We start from the raw sequence: 15,125 nt of genomic DNA on the forward strand, positions 1-15,125 counted from the left end.
CCCGTCGACCATACGTCAGCGTCCTCACATGCGACGAAGGACCGCGGTCACCTTGCCAAGGATCGTGGCGTGGGTGCCGTCGATCGGCTCGAACGCGGGGTTGTGGGGCAGCAGCCAGACCTGGCCACCGGTGCGCTGGAAGGTCTTGACCGTCGCCTCGCCGTCGATCATCGCGGCGACGATCTCGCCGTTCTCGGCGGTGGGCTGCTGGCGGATCACGACGTAGTCGCCGTCGCAGATCGCGGCCTCGATCATGGACTCGCCGCTGACCTCGAGCAGGAACAGCTGGCCGTCGCCGACGAGCTGGCGGGGGAGCGGGAAGACGTCGGTGACGCGCTCCTCGGCGAGGATCGGGCCACCGGCGGCGATCCGGCCGACGACCGGCACGTTGGCGGGCACGGGGGCGGCGTCGCCGATCCCGGTCTCGTCGTAGGTGGTCTCCTCGGCGCTGCCCATCGCGCGGCGGGCGGCCATCACCTCGGGCAGGAACACCTCGAGGGCGCGCGGACGGTTCGGGTCGCGCTTGAGGTAGCCCTTCTCCTCCAGCACGCGCAGCTGGTGGGCCACGCTCGAGGTGCTGGTCAGGCCGACGGCCTGGCCGATCTCGCGCATGCTCGGCGGGTAGCCGCGCTTCTCGATGCTGTCCTTGATGTGGGCCAGGACCCGCTGCTGGCGCGGCGTGAGCCCGGTGGCGTCCGGGGGGCCGTCCGGCAGCTCGGTGACTCCGCGGCCTGCCTTGCGCTCCGCCATGGGGATGCCTCCAGTTCGCTCTGTCCCGACCACCACGTGCGGGGCGGCCGGGTCGTCCCAGTGCTTCAGTCGCCGACGCTAACCGATCCCGACGGTCGATTTCAAACATCTGTTCGAACCGCGTGTCGCCGACACGCGGTCGAACAGGATTTCGAACAGGTGCTGGATTTGTTCGAACGTGTGATCTAGTCTCGTACACATGTTCGATCGAACGTCTGGTCGAACAGCTTCCGTCGGACCCTGTCACTAGACATGGTCCGTCCACTTCCCCGGAGGTCATCATGAGCACGATCAGCATCGCCCCCCACCGCGTCGCCGCCCCGCGCCCCGTCCGGGTCGCCGCGCAGCCACGCCGCCAGGCCGGCCCGGTCCGCCTGACCCGTCGGGGCCGGCTCGTCGTGTTCCTCTTCGCGCTGGCCGTCGTGGTCACCGCCGCCGTGTGGCTGGCCTCCGGCTCGGCCGCCACCCGCGAGGAGGGCGCCGGCGGCTCGATCGACGTCGTGACCGTCGCCCCGGGCGAGACCCTGTGGCAGATCGCCAGCGACGTCGCCGCCCCGACCGGTGGCGACGTGCGCGGCGCGATCGCCGACATCCAGGACCTCAACACCCTCGACGGGAGCACGCTGTACGCCGGTCAGCAGCTCCGCGTCCCGGCCGCGCAGTAGCGCGACCGCCCACGGTTCACTCCGCTGCCTCGACCCCAGCGGAGTGGGGGAAAGACGAGGGGTGGCAAGCAGCAGGCTCATCGAGCCGCGCGCTTGCCACCCTTCGGCGCATTCGGGTCCCGCTGGGGTTTGGGCTCCGGCGAGGTGGTCAGGCCGACGGCCCGGGAGAGGCGCACGGCGAGCATGAACGCCAGGAAGAGGCACAGCACGCCACCCAGGGCGGCCACGGCCAGGAACAGCCAGGCGCTGCCCTTGCCGTCGTGGCGGGCGGTGGCGCCGAAGTCGATGGCGGCCAGCACGAGGTACCCCCACGCGACCAGCGCGAAGGTGATGCCGAGGGCGAGCGCGAGGAGGTCAGGGCGGAACCGCCTCCGGCTGCGATCTCCTGCGCGCTTTCCTCCCGTCACGGCGGTCATTGTGTCCGATGCCTGGTTGCGACGCGCCGGTAACCCCGCTGACAGGCCCGACGAATCACGCTGCCACGCCACGGGCTCGCGCCGGACGCGTCCGGTCGGGGCTGTGGAGAGCGGCTGTGCGGGTACCTCGTGGAGGTGCGAGGAGCCCGCGGGACCGGTGACACGCCGGTGCGCGGACCGGGTCGAGAAGTCGGGTTTGCCGTGGTGACCTGCGCAAACGTGACGGCGAGCAGGCGATCTGCGAACTCGTCGTACCCCGGTCTTGCACCCGTGGTGGTCGAGGCGTACGGTTACCACTACATCTAGTAGTTACAACGATGTAGTTCTCCACATCTAGTCCACAGGACGAGGGGTGGGGATGCACAGATCTCACCCCGTTCTGCACAGCCGACTCCCTGGTTGTCCACAACGGATCATCCCGGGAGAGGGGGAACCATGCACTGTCCGTACTGCAAGCACCACGACACCAAGGTCCTCGACTCCCGGGTCTCGGAGGACGGCTGCTCGATCCGCCGCCGCCGGGTCTGCCAGGCCGCGAGCTGTGAGAAGCGGTTCACGACCGTCGAGCTGATGCAGCTGACGGTCCTCAAGCGCTCGGGCGCCACCGAGCCCTTCACCCGCGAGAAGGCTGTCTCCGGCGTCCGCAAGGCCTGCAAGGGCCGCCCGGTCGGCGAGGACGACCTGGCCCTGCTGGGCCAGGAGGTCGAGGACCAGCTCCGGCTGGCCGGCAGCCCCGAGATCGCCGCCCACGAGGTGGGCCTGGCGATCCTGACCCCGTTGCGCCGCCTCGACGAGGTGGCCTACCTCCGCTTCGCCTCGGTCTACCGCGGGTTCGACTCCGCGGCCGACTTCGAGAACGAGATCGCCCTCCTGCGCGCCGAGCGCCAGTTGCAGGGTGACCCAGCCCCCACGGGCTGACCACAGACGCCCGGCAGGTAGTGGGGAAGCTGCCTGCCGGGCCACCAACTTCCCTGCCCCGTCTTCCCGGGGCACGCAGCACCGCCGACAGCGCATCACACCGACGCACCACCGACACCAGGAGAGTCATGACCGAGACGGCCAGCAACCCGACCACCGGGCTGAAGATCGAGCGGATCTTCAGCACCGAGGGCGTGCACCCCTACGACGAGATCACCTGGGAGCGGCGCGACGTCGTCCAGACCAACTGGAAGACCGGCGAAACCGTCTTCGAGCAGCTCGGCGTCGAGTTCCCCGACTTCTGGTCGCTGAACGCCTCGACCATCGTCACCACCAAGTACTTCCGTGGCGCCGTCGGCACCCCGGAGCGCGAGACCGGCCTGCGCCAGCTCATCGACCGCGTCGTGTCGCGCTACGTCGCGGCCGGCATCGAGCACGACTACTTCGCGACCACGGCGGACGCGGAGATCTTCGAGCACGAGCTGACCTGGCTGCTGGTCAACCAGTACTTCTCCTTCAACTCCCCGGTGTGGTTCAACGTCGGCACGAAGTCCCCCCAGCAGGTGTCGGCCTGCTTCATCCTGTCGGTGGATGACTCGATGGACTCGATCCTGAACTGGTACAAGGAGGAGGGCTTCATCTTCAAGGGCGGCTCCGGCGCCGGCCTGAACCTCTCCCGGATCCGTTCCTCGAAGGAGCTGCTGTCCTCCGGCGGCACCGCCTCGGGCCCGGTCTCCTTCATGCGCGGTGCGGACGCCTCGGCGGGCACCATCAAGTCCGGTGGCGCCACCCGCCGCGCGGCCAAGATGGTCGTCCTCGATGTCGACCACCCCGACATCGAGGAGTTCGTCGAGACGAAGTGGCGCGAGGAGGACAAGATCCGCGCCCTCCGCGACGCCGGCTTCGACATGGACCTCGGCGGCAAGGACATCACCTCGGTCCAGTACCAGAACGCCAACAACTCGGTCCGCGTCAACGACGAGTTCATGCGCGCCGTCGAGAACGGCACCGAGTTCGGCCTGCGCTCGCGCATGGACGGCTCGGTCATCGAGACCGTCGACGCCCGCAGCCTGTTCCGCAAGATCAGCGAGGCCGCCTGGGCCTGCGCCGACCCGGGCCTGCAGTACGACGACACGATCAACGACTGGCACACCAACCCCGAGACCGGCCGGATCACCGCGTCCAACCCGTGCTCGGAGTACATGTCGCTCGACAACTCCTCGTGCAACCTCGCCTCGCTCAACCTGCTGAAGTTCCTGCGCGACGACGACACCTTCGACGCCCCGCTCTTCGCGAAGGCCGTCGAGTTCATCATCACCGCGATGGACATCTCGATCTGCTTCGCCGACTTCCCGACCGAGCCGATCGGCAAGACCACCCGCGACTACCGCCAGCTGGGCATCGGCTACGCCAACCTGGGCGCCCTGCTCATGGCGATGGGCCTGGGCTACGACTCCGACGGCGGTCGCGCGATGGCGGCCACGATCACGTCGCTGATGACCGGCACGTCGTACCGTCGCTCGGCCGAGCTCGCCTCGATCGTCGGCCCGTACGCCGGCTACGCCCGCAACGCCGAGGCGCACAACCGCGTCATGCGCAAGCACCAGGCCGCCAACGACGACGTGCGCACGCTGCACATCGCCGACGCCGAGGTCCACAAGCTGGCCACCGAGGAGTGGGCCAAGGTCGTCGACCTCGGCAAGACCAACGGCTTCCGCAACGCCCAGGCCTCGGTCCTCGCGCCCACCGGCACCATCGGCTTCATGATGGACTGCGACACCACCGGCATCGAGCCCGACTTCTCCCTGGTGAAGTTCAAGAAGCTCGTCGGCGGCGGCTCGCTGCAGATCGTCAACCAGACCATCCCGCGCGCGCTGAAGAAGCTCGGCTACGAGCCGGAGTTGGTCGAGGCGATCGTCGCCTACATCGGCGAGCACGGCCACGTCGTCGACGCCCCCGGCCTCAAGCCGGAGCACTACGAGGTCTTCGACACCGCCATGGGTGAGCGCTCGCTCAAGCCCATGGGCCACGTCAAGATGATGGCCGCCTGCCAGCCGTTCCTCTCCGGCGCCATCTCCAAGACCGTCAACCTGCCGGAGTCGGCGACGGTCGAGGAGATCGAGCAGATCTACATGGAGTCGTGGAAGCTCGGCCTCAAGGCCACCGCGATCTACCGCGACAACTGCAAGGTCGGCCAGCCCCTCGCCGACGGTGGCGGCAAGGCCAAGAAGGACGCCGCCGACGCTGCCGACGCCGCCGCCGAGGCCAAGGTCATCGAGAAGGTCGTCGAGAAGGTCGTCTACGCCCCGACCCGCAAGCGCCTCCCGAAGTCGCGCCTGGCCCGCACCACCTCCTTCACGGTGGCCGGCGCCGAGGGCTACATGACCTCCGGTGCCCACGACGACGCCAGCCTCGGCGAGATCTTCCTCAAGCTCGGCAAGCAGGGCTCGACCCTGGCCGGTGTGATGGACGCCTTCTCGATCGCGGTCTCGATCGGCCTGCAGTACGGCGTCCCGCTGGAGACCTACGTCTCGAAGTTCACCAACCTGCGCTTCGAGCCCGCCGGCCTCACCGACGACCCGGACGTCCGGATGGCGCAGTCGATCATGGACTACGTCTTCCGCCGCCTGGCCCTGGACTACCTGTCCTTCGACGAGCGCTCCGCCCTCGGCATCTACTCCGCCGACGAGCGCCAGCGCCACCTCGAGACCGGCTCCTACGAGCCCGTCGAGGAGACCGGCTCGGCCTCCGAGCTCGTCGAGACCGCCCCGGTCGCCAAGGGCGCCCCGGTGGTCGAGGACGTCGTCGAGGCCGAGGTCGACGAGGACCCCCTCGCCGGAGCCCCCGAGGTCAAGGTCGCCAAGACCACCGCCGAGCTCCTCGAGCAGATCACCGGCCACGCCGTCGACAGCCCGCTGTGCATGACCTGCGGCACGAAGATGCGTCCCGCCGGCTCCTGCTACGTGTGCGAGGGCTGCGGCAGCACCTCCGGCTGCAGCTGATCGATCGACGCACGACGGCCCGGTTCCTCATCCGAGGAGCCGGGCCGTCGGCGTTCTGGGATTCACGTGTCCAAGGCGTACGTAATGTGGCTGTCACAGGCACTTGACCCGGCCATCCTGCGGAACGCGCGACGGACGTCACCGGCAGGCAGGAGTGGCTACATCCCAGTCGCGGCGGTAGGACGCGGGACGGAAGTGTCGGAGGTGGTCCCGACGATCGATCCATGGCAGCCGACGAAGTGCGCGAGGGCCTGCAACTCGTCGCCAATGGTCTCGAAGGCCTCGAGCAGGGCAGGCCGCTCACCGACGAGCAACGCTGGCTTCTCCTCAAGGCGATCAAGGGCCTGCAGGATGCCGACCGTGCGATGCGAGTAAAGCTGTCGCAGATGGGTGCGACGATTCCGCCCCTTGGCAGCAGTGTCCGTGCTGCTGCGAGGGAGCACGTCGTCGCCGGCCTAGAATCCAAATCGACGAGCCCCGAGACCTTGGCCCGTGACTGACGCCGTGACGCGGCGGATAGACGCATGTCAGCACAACCACCGGTTCGTGCATTGTTCCCGCTTTGTCGTTCTGCCGCTTTGGCGGTTCTCCGTCCGATTTGCTCTTAGGAGGGGGGGCGTTCCTATCGACACGTTGGGCGCGGCATCATCCAGGTCATGTTCGAACCGAATGAAGACGCTTCATGCCCGCCGGGCGTGACGGGGATGTCCGTCGCTCAGGACTCGGCTGAGCAAGCAGTAGTGATCACCTTCAATGACCTTCTGCTAAAGGGCGGCGTCGATCCAGGCGAAGTGAAGCTGCTGCGCCATGTCGTGAAGGGCAAGCAGATCTTGGAAATCTGGCGTTCCGACCGCGCCTTGTTTGAGGAGTACCAGCGCAGACAGGGCACGGTGTTCTTCAACGGCGTTTCTCACGCGGCCTGCTTCCTGGTGAGTCGCGCGGGCACCGAGGTTTTCGGGGGGCTATACAGGGTCGACGGCTCGACAGCTGCAGCGCCGGACGACATCGACCCGCTCGTCGGCGTCCCACATGGCGGGTCAATATACGACCTCACCCGTGAGCCCGCTTTCGCAAAGTACGAGGACAAACTCGTGGTCCAGTGGTACCTGGGGGGCAAGCATCCCGGCTGGTGGCAGTGGGCTAAGAACAATCCGAAACCGATTGTCGAAATCGCGACTCAGCAGGAACAGCCCTTCCCCGGCTGGCTTGAGTTCGCAAGTCCGGTCGATGAACTGGACCTCTTGCCGCGGACCTGGCAGGAGGTACTCCGTTCGGCCTCTGGGGTATACCTCCTCACCGACTCGGCTGGGAAGCACTACGTCGGCTCCGCCAAGGGCGGCGACGGCTTCTGGGGTCGTTGGTACGCCTACAGGAACGGAGGCACGGGCGGAAACGTAGGGCTCAGGGGTGTCGCTGGTCCGTTCACGGTGGCGGTGCTGCAGACCTTCGACCCTGGGCTCTCAGATCAGAGCGTCGAACGAGTGGAGTCACTTTGGAAGGAAAAGCTCGGAGCGCGTCTGGTTGGCCTCAACCTGAACTGACAGTTGCGGCGGTAGGCGCGGATCTAGGCAGCGGCTGCCGGCCGCTCCGTCTAGATCGCGGCTCGATGATGGGTGTGGCGACAGCGAGTCCCTTCGCTCTTGCCGGACTCGCTGTCATCGCGAAAATCTGTCGGTGCTTGCCACTACGGTCGCGGATATCCCCGACTTAGGAGAAACCGTGGCTTATCCGGCGCTCGCTGTCCTCATGCTCATCTCGGCACCTTCCGACGTGCCGGACGAAGACTTGGCAACTGTGAAACGCACTGTTGGCCAGTGGAACTTGAGTATGGGGCGTGCGTCGAACGTGGCGGTGTTGCCGACGTCCTGGAGTGAGCACGCAGTTGCGGAATTTGGGGAACGCCCGCAGGCGGTACTGAACGATCAGTTGGTCGATGATGCTGACATGGCTCTCGCCCTGTTCGCTGACCGGCTAGGGACACCGACGGGAGAGGCGGACTCGGGAACCCTTGAGGAGATCGATCGTTTGGTCGAGGCCGGCAAACCCGTGTGCGTACTGCTCAATCGGGCTCCCCGGAGTTTGGCGGGTACTGCTGCAACGCAAGAGAAGGAGCGCCTTGAGCGGGCGATCGAAGCGCTGTATCAGCGCGCCATCGTCTTGCCGTACCTCAATCAGGCTGAACTTGTCGGTCATCTAAACAACATGCTGAGCCGTGCGGCGGGGAAGGTCGAGGGCTCCGCGGATGCGCGCGCTGTTCCGCAAGCTTCGTCGGAATCCGTCGGAGTGTGGCCTCACATCGTCCGCGAGACCTACCAAGAGACCGACAACCGCGGAAATCTCAAGACGAGAAGTCGCTACTTCTTGGAGCTTCGGAATGAGACCGGCCGTCCCGTGTTGGACGTGACCCATGAGATTCCTGGCGGCGAGAGTCTCCGCCTTGGGGGCGAGGATTCCGCTATCGCGCGGATGGCCCCGGGGCAGGTCGCCCGTTTCGGCATCACACTGATGATGGGGAGCAATACGCAGGGCCTGACCTGCACTGTTACGTGGCGTTTCCCCGACGGTGAGCCGCAGCATTCGTCTGCATCGCTTGTCTTCTAGGCCCAGATGCGATGCCGCGCCGGCGTACCGGACCCGAGTCATTCGAGCACGGTGCAGTCTGGACGAATCGACGCGCCCTACTGCGCGGCAACCGCTGCTGTCGGATTCGCCGCGCCGTCGCCATCAGAGGGAGTAGCCCGTCTGACCGGAGACGTGACCGAGTCGGCGAACTGCACGATCATCTCCTTCGAGCGGCTTAGTAGCCCCTCAGGGGGTGACGGTGATGCCCCGAGCAGCGAACGCGTCCTCGATGACGGCCGCAGCGTCGGCGCCGTCGCGGGTGAACGCCTTGTGGTAGATCGCGGTCGCGGCCGCGTCGAAGGAGGTGTCCGGGGCGAAGTCGAACTGGGCGTCGATGACGGTGGTGTCGAAGTCGCGGGAGGTGAGGCCGAGGGACTCGTAGCCGGCGCGGGCGTCCCAGAGGCCCCGGCTCCAGATCTGGCCGTCGTAGTGGACCTCGCTCTTGCGGTCGGCGACCGTCAGGTTCGTGTCGAGGCGACGCAGGCAGTGCACGGGGCCGGCGGTGTACGACGTGGAGTCCCAGTCCATGACGCACGCTTCGGGGGCCTGCACGGGCCAGCCGTACTCCGCCGCAGCGTCGAGCCCGACCGACACGGCGAGGTAGTCGCCCCACGCCTCGCCGATCGATCCGGCGTCCAGGGAGGTCCCGTAGCCGGGCACCTGGGAGGCGTGCACCGCGTGGCCGTACTCGTGCACGATCACCTCGGCGTCCTCGGCGTCGTCCACGCCGCCCTTGCCCAGGCGGATCCGGTACGGCTTGTCGGTCTGGTAGCTGTTGTCGCCGCCGTACTGGTCGATCTTGACGCTGAACGACTGCTTCACGACGGGGCGCAGGGTGGAGCCGAAGCCGAGGGACTGGATGTACTCCTGCGCCTGGTTGACCCAGAAGTACGCCATCACCTGCTCGAACTGGTCGTCCTTGCGGTTGTAGTCGAAGACGCCCGTCGCCGAGTACGCCGGCGTGCCGGTCGCCGACTCGACCGTGACCCACCGGCCGCGCAGGTAGCCGGAGCCGTCCAGGTTGCGCAGCGGGACCTCGGCGTACTCGCTGCTCGGAACGGCGCTCGCCGAGTCCTTGGCGTCGACCAGCGACTGGTCGCCGCTGGACTGCACCGGATTGACCTTGAAGACCAGCCCGCTGCCGGTGGTGAACCCGGTGACGGGCTTCGCGCCGGCCGGCGAGGCCGGCACTGCGAACGTAAGGACGACGGCGAGGGTGGCGAGAGCCGGGCGAAGTTGCACGTTCGGGAAACTAACACCGGATGATGTTCGCGTGAAGGGGCTCCTCGCCGAGCCGAGCGACGGAGGCGTCAGACCTGACGACGACGCCTGTCAGTTCTGGTCCTAGGCTGGTCCCGCTATCCCCGGTTGCTCTGCTGGTACGGGCGCCCAGACTTTGAATCTGGTGGTCGTTGGTTCGATTCCAACCCGGGGAGCCACCGTGTCACCCGGGGGAACCTGCGGGTGACATTCAGGGTTGCGCTCGCGCCGGCGGACCGGATGGGGTTTCATGGCCCGACCCCCCTTCCGTTCGCGTCCCCCCGGCGTCCGGCACTCGGAGAGCTCCACCCATGACTGTCCACGACCGTCTGATCGACGACTGGCTCAAGCGGCTCGAGCGTGAGCTCGCCGTGGCACGCGCGGCCCTGGCCCCGCGGCGCGAGATCGAGGTGCTGCAGCACGTCGCGGCGATGCTGCACGGGTTCCGGGGTGCCGTCGGCGTGGCGGACCTCCGCGTGCGGGGCTGAGCGGGCCGACCCCGGGCCGCACCCACGAGTGCTCTTGCCCTCGGTGAACAGCGGGTGGACACTCGGTGAACACCTGCCTCCGGGGGCACATCGAGATCGGGGGCGCCATGGGCGCAGCAGCGACCGTCGAGGTCAAGGGCCGACCGTTCGAGCCTCCGGGCAAGGGCCCGTGGGAGCTGGAGTCCACGCACGGCTGCCGGCCGATGACCCGGGTGACCCAGATCGCCTTCCTGGGCGGCTTCGCGCGCGGCTTCGGCGAGGGCACCGCACGGTACGGCGTGCTCCTCGACCACCTCGAGCCGGCGTTCGTGCAGTCGTTCCTCTATGTCCAGCCGATGGCCGTGGGTGCTCCGGCGGGGGCGATGGGTCCACCACCCAAGCCTGTGCTGCAGGTCCTCAGCCGGCTCCACCCGGCCATGCGGCGGCGGCACCGCGCGGCGGCCGCGGCGATGGAGGAGAAGCTGTGGCGTCGTGACCTGGAGACGTGGGACCGCGTCGACAAGCCCGCCGCCGTGGCGGCGCACCGTGCGATCCAGGACGTCGACGTCGCGGGGCTCTCCGACGCGGAACTCGCCGACCACGTCGACCGGTGTGCCGAGCACACCACGCAGAGCACCTACCTGCACCACAAGTACACGGTGACGGCCTGCCTGCCGGTCGGCGACTTCCTGGCCGGCGCGACGGCGTGGACCGGCGCGACGGTCGGCGAGCTGATGGTCCTGTTGTGCGGTCGTTCGGAGATCTCGCGCGGATTCGCGGCCACGGAGCTGGACGCCGCCGCCAAGAAGATCGCGGCCTCCGAGCAGGCGCGCAGCCTGTTGGCGCGCTCGGAGGCGCCGGCCGGGGTCCTCGAGGAGCTCGCAGCCCACCCGGAGGTCGGGGTGGAGGTGTCGGCGTACCTCGAGGCGGTGCGCTGGCGCAGCGTCGGGTACGACGTGGGCGACCAGGTCGCCGGAGAGCTGCCCGAGGTGCTGGTCGAGTCGCTGCGCACCGCTCTCGCCGGAAGCCGCGCCTCGTCCCCGGACGACGACGGGGCGCTCGCAGTACTGCGCGACCGGGTGCCGGCCGCGCACCGCGAGGACTTCGACGACCGGCTCGCCGAGGTGCGCCTGCTCTACCGGATCCGCGACGAGCGCGGGGTCTACTCCGACGGCTGGGCCACCGGCCTGGCGCGCCGGGCACTGCTCGAGGCGGGACGACGGCTCGTCGCGGTGGGCAGGCTCGACGTCGCCGAGCACGCCGTGGAGCTCGACCCGACCGAGGCACGGGCCCTCCTCCTCGGCGGCGGGGGACCGGACGCCGCGGAGGTGGCCGACCGGTTCGAGTGGCGGACCACGACGTCGACCAGCGACGCCCCCCAGTTCCTCCGGGCACTGCCGGCGCCGCCGCCCCCCAGCGCCTGGTTGCCGGCTCGAGCCCGGCGTACCGGCGAGGCGATGAACGTCTTCCTCGGCGCACTCTTCGACGTCCCGGACGTGCCGAACTCGGCCACCGTGGTCTCCGGGCTGTCCGTCAACGAGGGCGTCTACGAGGGCACTGCCCGGCTCGTCGACGGCGCTGCCGACTTCGACCGGATCAAGCAGGGCGACGTGCTGGTCACCCGGATGACCTCGCCGTACTTCAACGTGGTCCTCCCGATGCTCGGCGCCATCGTGACCGACCGCGGCGGGCAGCTGTGCCACGCGGCGATCGTGGCGCGCGAGTACGGCATCCCGGGCATCGTCGGGACCCGCGATGCGACCCGGACGATCCCCGATGGCGCCCGGGTCCGGGTCGACGGCACCACCGGCGAAGTGCGGCTGCTGGAGTGATGCCCGGAGGTCCGGCGCTGGTCCGGCTCGCCGATGCCGTCGACGAGGGGGAGTTCGGCGGCAAGGGTGCCCAGCTGGCGGCCGCGCTGCGGGCCGGGCTTCCCGTTCCGGGTGGCTACGCGCTGGGATGGGCGGCCGTCGAGACGGCCGTCGCGGGGGACGCCGACCTCGGGGCCGAGCTGGTCGGGTTGGCGCCCGGCCCGTGGGCGGTGCGTTCGAGCGCGATCGGCGAGGACTCCGCGGCGGCTTCGTTCGCCGGTGCCCACCTGAGTGTGCTGGGCGTGGCGGGCGCGACCGGGCTCGCCGACGCCGTACGACGGGTGCACGCCTCGGCACGGGATGGCTCCGCGCTCTCCTACCGGGAGCAGCACGGCATCGAGACTCCCTGCCGGATGGCGGTCGTGCTGCAGGAGATGGTCGCCGCCGACGTCGCCGGCGTGCTCTTCACCCGCCATCCCGTGACCGGTGACCGCGAGCGCGTCATCGAGGCGAGCTGGGGCCTGGGCGAGATGGTCGTGAGCGGCCAGGTCACGCCGGACAACTACCGGGTGTCGTGCGACGGCGTCCCCCTGGACTGGAGCCCCGGGGAGAAGGACGTCGCCCTGCGGTTGCTGCCCGACGGTCGCGTCGAGGAGCACGAGGTGGCAGCGGACCTGGTCGAGGCCCGCTGCCTCGACGACGACCAGCTCCGTGCCCTGCACGACCTCGCCAGCGCCTGTGACGAGGCCTACGGGTCCACCGACCACGACATCGAGTTCGCCTTCGCGGGGAGCCGGCTCTTCCTCCTGCAGCGGCGTCCGATCACCCATGGCTGATCAGGCACGCTCCCGCGCGTTGGCGGGAGCGCTCCTCGCGGCCGCGCTGATGCCGCTGAACTCCACGATGATCGCGGTGGCCGTGCCGTCCATCGCGCGGACCTTCGACCACGACCCGGCCGCCGTCACCCAGGCGCTCGTCGCGACGTACCTGATCGCGGCCATCGCGCTGCAGGGGCCCGGCGGGAAGCTCGGCGACCGGCTGGGGCACTGGCGGGTGTGTGCCCTGGGGCAGGCCGCGATGGGTGTCGGGGCGGTCGTCGGCTTCCTCGCCCCGAACCTGTGGACGTTGTCGGGGTCGCGCATCCTGATGGCGACCGGAGGCGCGCTCGCGGTCCCGGCGACGGTGGCGCTCCTCCGGATCGAGCTGCCGCCGGCGCGCCGGGCGCGGGCGTTCGGGACGTTCGGCGCGATCATGGCGTCGGCGGCTGCTCTCGGCCCGATCCTCGGCGGCGCGCTGGTCGACGCCTTCGACTGGGAAGCGGTCTTCCTCGCCAACCTCCCCGTGCTCGCCGTCGCAGCCCTCCTCATGGCTGGCGTGGACCGCCGGCGCGACGTCCGGGCCGACGGCGCCTTCGACTGGCCGGGGTCGGTGCTGCTCACGGGGGCGCTGGCGTCGCTCGTGCTCGGAGCCGAGGGGACCGGCGGTGGCGAGCGGGGGGTCGTGCTGGTCGGTGCGGGGCTGGTGCTGCTGGTCGCGTTCGTGGTGCGGGAGCGCAGGGCAGCCGATCCCGTGGTCGACCTCGCGATCTTCCGGACCCGTGCCTTCACGGCAGGCACGTTGCTGGTGTGCCTGCAGAACCTCGTGATGTACGCGCTGATCTTCGAGCTCCCGCTCGTCCTCGAGCGGCTCTTCGACCTGGGTGCCCGCGAGACGGGGCAGCTCCTCCTCTGGCTGATGGTCGCGATGGTGCTGCTGTCACTGGTCGCGGGCCGGCTCACCGAGCGGCTGGGGCCGCGCGCCCTCGCCGTGACCGGAGCGCTGGCGTGCCTGGCGGGGATGGTCCTCCTCCAGGCCTCCGACCTGGGCGCGCCGGGCGACGTACGGCTGCCGCTGGCACTGCTCGGCGTCGGTCTCGGCCTGTGCAGCCCGGCCGCCCAGACCGCCTCGCTGTCGGCGATCGATCCCGGGCGCAGTGGCATGGCCGCCGGCGTCGGCTCGACGATGCGCTACCTGGGTGGAGTGGCCGGCGTCGCGACGCTCGGACGGATGCTGGACCTGCAGGGGAGCGCCGCCGCCGTCCTCTCGTCGCACCACCAGGTCACGGCGGTCTTCACCGGCGTGCTCGTCGCGGCCCTCGGCTGCGCGTGCCTACTCCCCGGGCTCGGCGAGGATCGCCGCGACCTCGGGTGAGGCGTAGAACGGCTCGAGGCGCTCGCGCACCAGCCGCTCGAGGTCCCCGTTGTCGTGCGCGACGGCCACGGCGACGGCAGCCATGGAGGTGGCCTGGCTGACCAGGGCGTCGCGGTCCAGGCCCAGGTCGACCGCGAAGGCGGTGGCGGGGTGCTCGCCGTAGATCCGCCAGAAGGCGTCGACGACGGCGTCGGCCAGCGCGAGCACCGGCTCGCTCGCGGCGCCGGAGATGGCGAGGTCCTGGGCCAGGCCGGCGGCGCGGTGGACGTCCTGGCGCTTCGCGGAGTCGCGCAGGTGGGGGATCGGGCGGTCGGCGTACAGGTCGTAGACCTCGAGCACCGCGGCCCGAGCGGCCGGGTCCTTGAGGGTCTCGACGAGCACCCGGTTGAGGCGGCGGGTGGCGAAGCTGGCGCCCATCCCGAGCACGCCCTCGAGCTGCTTGTCGGCGGCACCGGCGACGACGCCCGCTGCTCCGACGCCGAGGGCCACCAGTGCGCCGAGCCCGGGGATCTTCTCCGCGGCGGCGCGGTTCGACTGCATCACCTCGCCGACCAGCCGACCGACGAAGCGTGAGGCCAGGGTGGACGCGATCGGGCTGGCGCTCACGTCGTCCAGCAGCCGCGCGACCAGGTCGGTGCGCGACAGCGCCTCCTCCGCGACCCGCTCGAGGTCCTCGCGGGCGACCAGGTCCCCGAGCGTGTACGACGCCTCCGGGCCGTCGTACAGGACGTCGGCCAGCATCGTGACGACGGTGCTCGCCCCCGTGCTGGCGGGGACGGTCGTCAGCACCGCACGGACCTGCCGCTTGGCCTGCTCGGCGTCGACCAGGTCGGCGAGGGTGATCCGCGCCTCGAGGTCGAGGAGCGCGCGGAGGTCGCGCTCGACCAGGGCCGGCAGCTCGTCGCCGGTCAGCCGGCCGACCAGCCAGGCGACCTGGGCGTCGAGGAGGCGCTCGGCACGGGATGAGCTCATGGCGAGAGGTTAGCCTCCACGTACGCCCGACCCGGGCCTCGCACGAAGGAGC

The 15,125-nt window shown here is 69.6% G+C and carries 14 protein-coding genes and 1 tRNA gene; 11 read left to right on the forward strand and 4 right to left on the reverse strand.

Annotation, left to right across the window (positions count from 1 at the left end; genetic code table 11):
- Positions 1-24 precede the first annotated feature (24 nt).
- Positions 25-750: a transcriptional repressor LexA gene (gene lexA / locus ASE20_RS21910; protein WP_056896708.1), complete on the reverse strand. Its 726-nt coding sequence runs from the start codon at positions 748-750 to the stop codon at positions 25-27.
- Between the two features lie 281 nt (positions 751-1,031).
- Between lexA and ASE20_RS21915 the strand changes: the two genes are divergently transcribed.
- On the forward strand, positions 1,032-1,415 hold the full coding sequence (locus ASE20_RS21915) for a LysM peptidoglycan-binding domain-containing protein (RefSeq protein ID WP_056896709.1): 384 nt from the start codon (positions 1,032-1,034) through the stop codon (positions 1,413-1,415).
- Positions 1,416-1,492: 77 nt separating this feature from the next.
- Here ASE20_RS21915 and ASE20_RS21920 read toward each other — a convergent pair whose 3' ends face one another.
- Entirely contained in the window at positions 1,493-1,822 is a 330-nt protein-coding gene (locus ASE20_RS21920; protein WP_157538324.1) for a hypothetical protein, read from the reverse strand.
- Between the two features lie 444 nt (positions 1,823-2,266).
- Here ASE20_RS21920 and nrdR point away from each other — a divergent pair, with 444 nt between their 5' ends.
- The 5 genes from nrdR (at position 2,267) to ASE20_RS21945 (ending at position 8,352) form a co-directional block, all read left to right on the forward strand.
- Complete coding sequence (gene nrdR, locus ASE20_RS21925; RefSeq protein ID WP_056896711.1) at positions 2,267-2,749, forward strand: transcriptional regulator NrdR; 483 nt, start codon at positions 2,267-2,269, stop codon at positions 2,747-2,749.
- 128 nt (positions 2,750-2,877) lie between these two features.
- Entirely contained in the window at positions 2,878-5,751 is a 2,874-nt protein-coding gene (locus ASE20_RS21930) for a vitamin B12-dependent ribonucleotide reductase (protein WP_056896712.1), read from the forward strand.
- A 224-nt stretch (positions 5,752-5,975) separates the two neighbouring features.
- Positions 5,976-6,251, forward strand: coding sequence for a hypothetical protein (locus ASE20_RS21935; protein ID WP_056896713.1), 276 nt, complete (start codon positions 5,976-5,978; stop codon positions 6,249-6,251).
- 156 nt (positions 6,252-6,407) lie between these two features.
- Complete coding sequence (locus ASE20_RS21940; protein WP_157538323.1) at positions 6,408-7,292, forward strand: GIY-YIG nuclease family protein; 885 nt, start codon at positions 6,408-6,410, stop codon at positions 7,290-7,292.
- Positions 7,293-7,425: 133 nt separating this feature from the next.
- Positions 7,426-8,352, forward strand: a complete 927-nt coding sequence (locus tag ASE20_RS21945; protein WP_157538322.1) for a hypothetical protein — start codon at positions 7,426-7,428, stop codon at positions 8,350-8,352.
- A 207-nt stretch (positions 8,353-8,559) separates the two neighbouring features.
- Here the strand turns inward: ASE20_RS21945 and ASE20_RS21950 are convergent, their stop codons facing one another.
- A complete protein-coding gene (locus ASE20_RS21950) occupies positions 8,560-9,615 on the reverse strand; it encodes a M36 family metallopeptidase (RefSeq protein ID WP_056896716.1) in 1,056 nt (351 codons plus the stop codon).
- Positions 9,616-9,734: 119 nt separating this feature from the next.
- Here ASE20_RS21950 and ASE20_RS21955 point away from each other — a divergent pair.
- The 5 genes from ASE20_RS21955 to ASE20_RS21970 all read left to right on the forward strand — a co-directional run bounded on the left by ASE20_RS21955 (position 9,735) and on the right by ASE20_RS21970 (position 14,101).
- Positions 9,735-9,812 (forward strand) — tRNA-Gln (locus ASE20_RS21955).
- A gap of 132 nt (positions 9,813-9,944) precedes the next feature.
- Positions 9,945-10,121 (forward strand): hypothetical protein, encoded by a 177-nt coding sequence (locus ASE20_RS24870; protein ID WP_157538321.1) that lies wholly within the window; start codon positions 9,945-9,947, stop codon positions 10,119-10,121.
- A 65-nt stretch (positions 10,122-10,186) separates the two neighbouring features.
- Positions 10,187-11,932 carry a PEP-utilizing enzyme gene (locus tag ASE20_RS21960; RefSeq protein ID WP_056896717.1) on the forward strand — a complete coding sequence of 582 codons (1,746 nt, stop codon included), beginning with the start codon at positions 10,187-10,189 and terminating at the stop codon, positions 11,930-11,932.
- Positions 11,932-12,747, forward strand: coding sequence for a PEP/pyruvate-binding domain-containing protein (locus ASE20_RS21965; protein WP_056896718.1), 816 nt, complete (start codon positions 11,932-11,934; stop codon positions 12,745-12,747). The genes ASE20_RS21960 and ASE20_RS21965 overlap by 1 nt, the downstream gene beginning before the upstream one ends.
- Positions 12,740-14,101, forward strand: a complete 1,362-nt coding sequence (locus tag ASE20_RS21970) for an MFS transporter (RefSeq protein WP_082612773.1) — start codon at positions 12,740-12,742, stop codon at positions 14,099-14,101. Before ASE20_RS21965 ends, ASE20_RS21970 begins: the two co-directional genes overlap by 8 nt.
- Here the strand turns inward: ASE20_RS21970 and ASE20_RS21975 are convergent.
- Positions 14,060-15,073 (reverse strand): hypothetical protein, encoded by a 1,014-nt coding sequence (locus tag ASE20_RS21975; RefSeq protein WP_056896720.1) that lies wholly within the window; start codon positions 15,071-15,073, stop codon positions 14,060-14,062. The two genes, ASE20_RS21970 and ASE20_RS21975, sit on opposite strands and share 42 nt — an antisense overlap.
- Between the last annotated feature and the right edge of the window lie 52 nt (positions 15,074-15,125).

The sequence above is a fragment of the Nocardioides sp. Root240 genome (assembly GCF_001428825.1).
In the GTDB taxonomy this organism is placed as follows: Bacteria; Actinomycetota; Actinomycetes; order Propionibacteriales; family Nocardioidaceae; genus Nocardioides.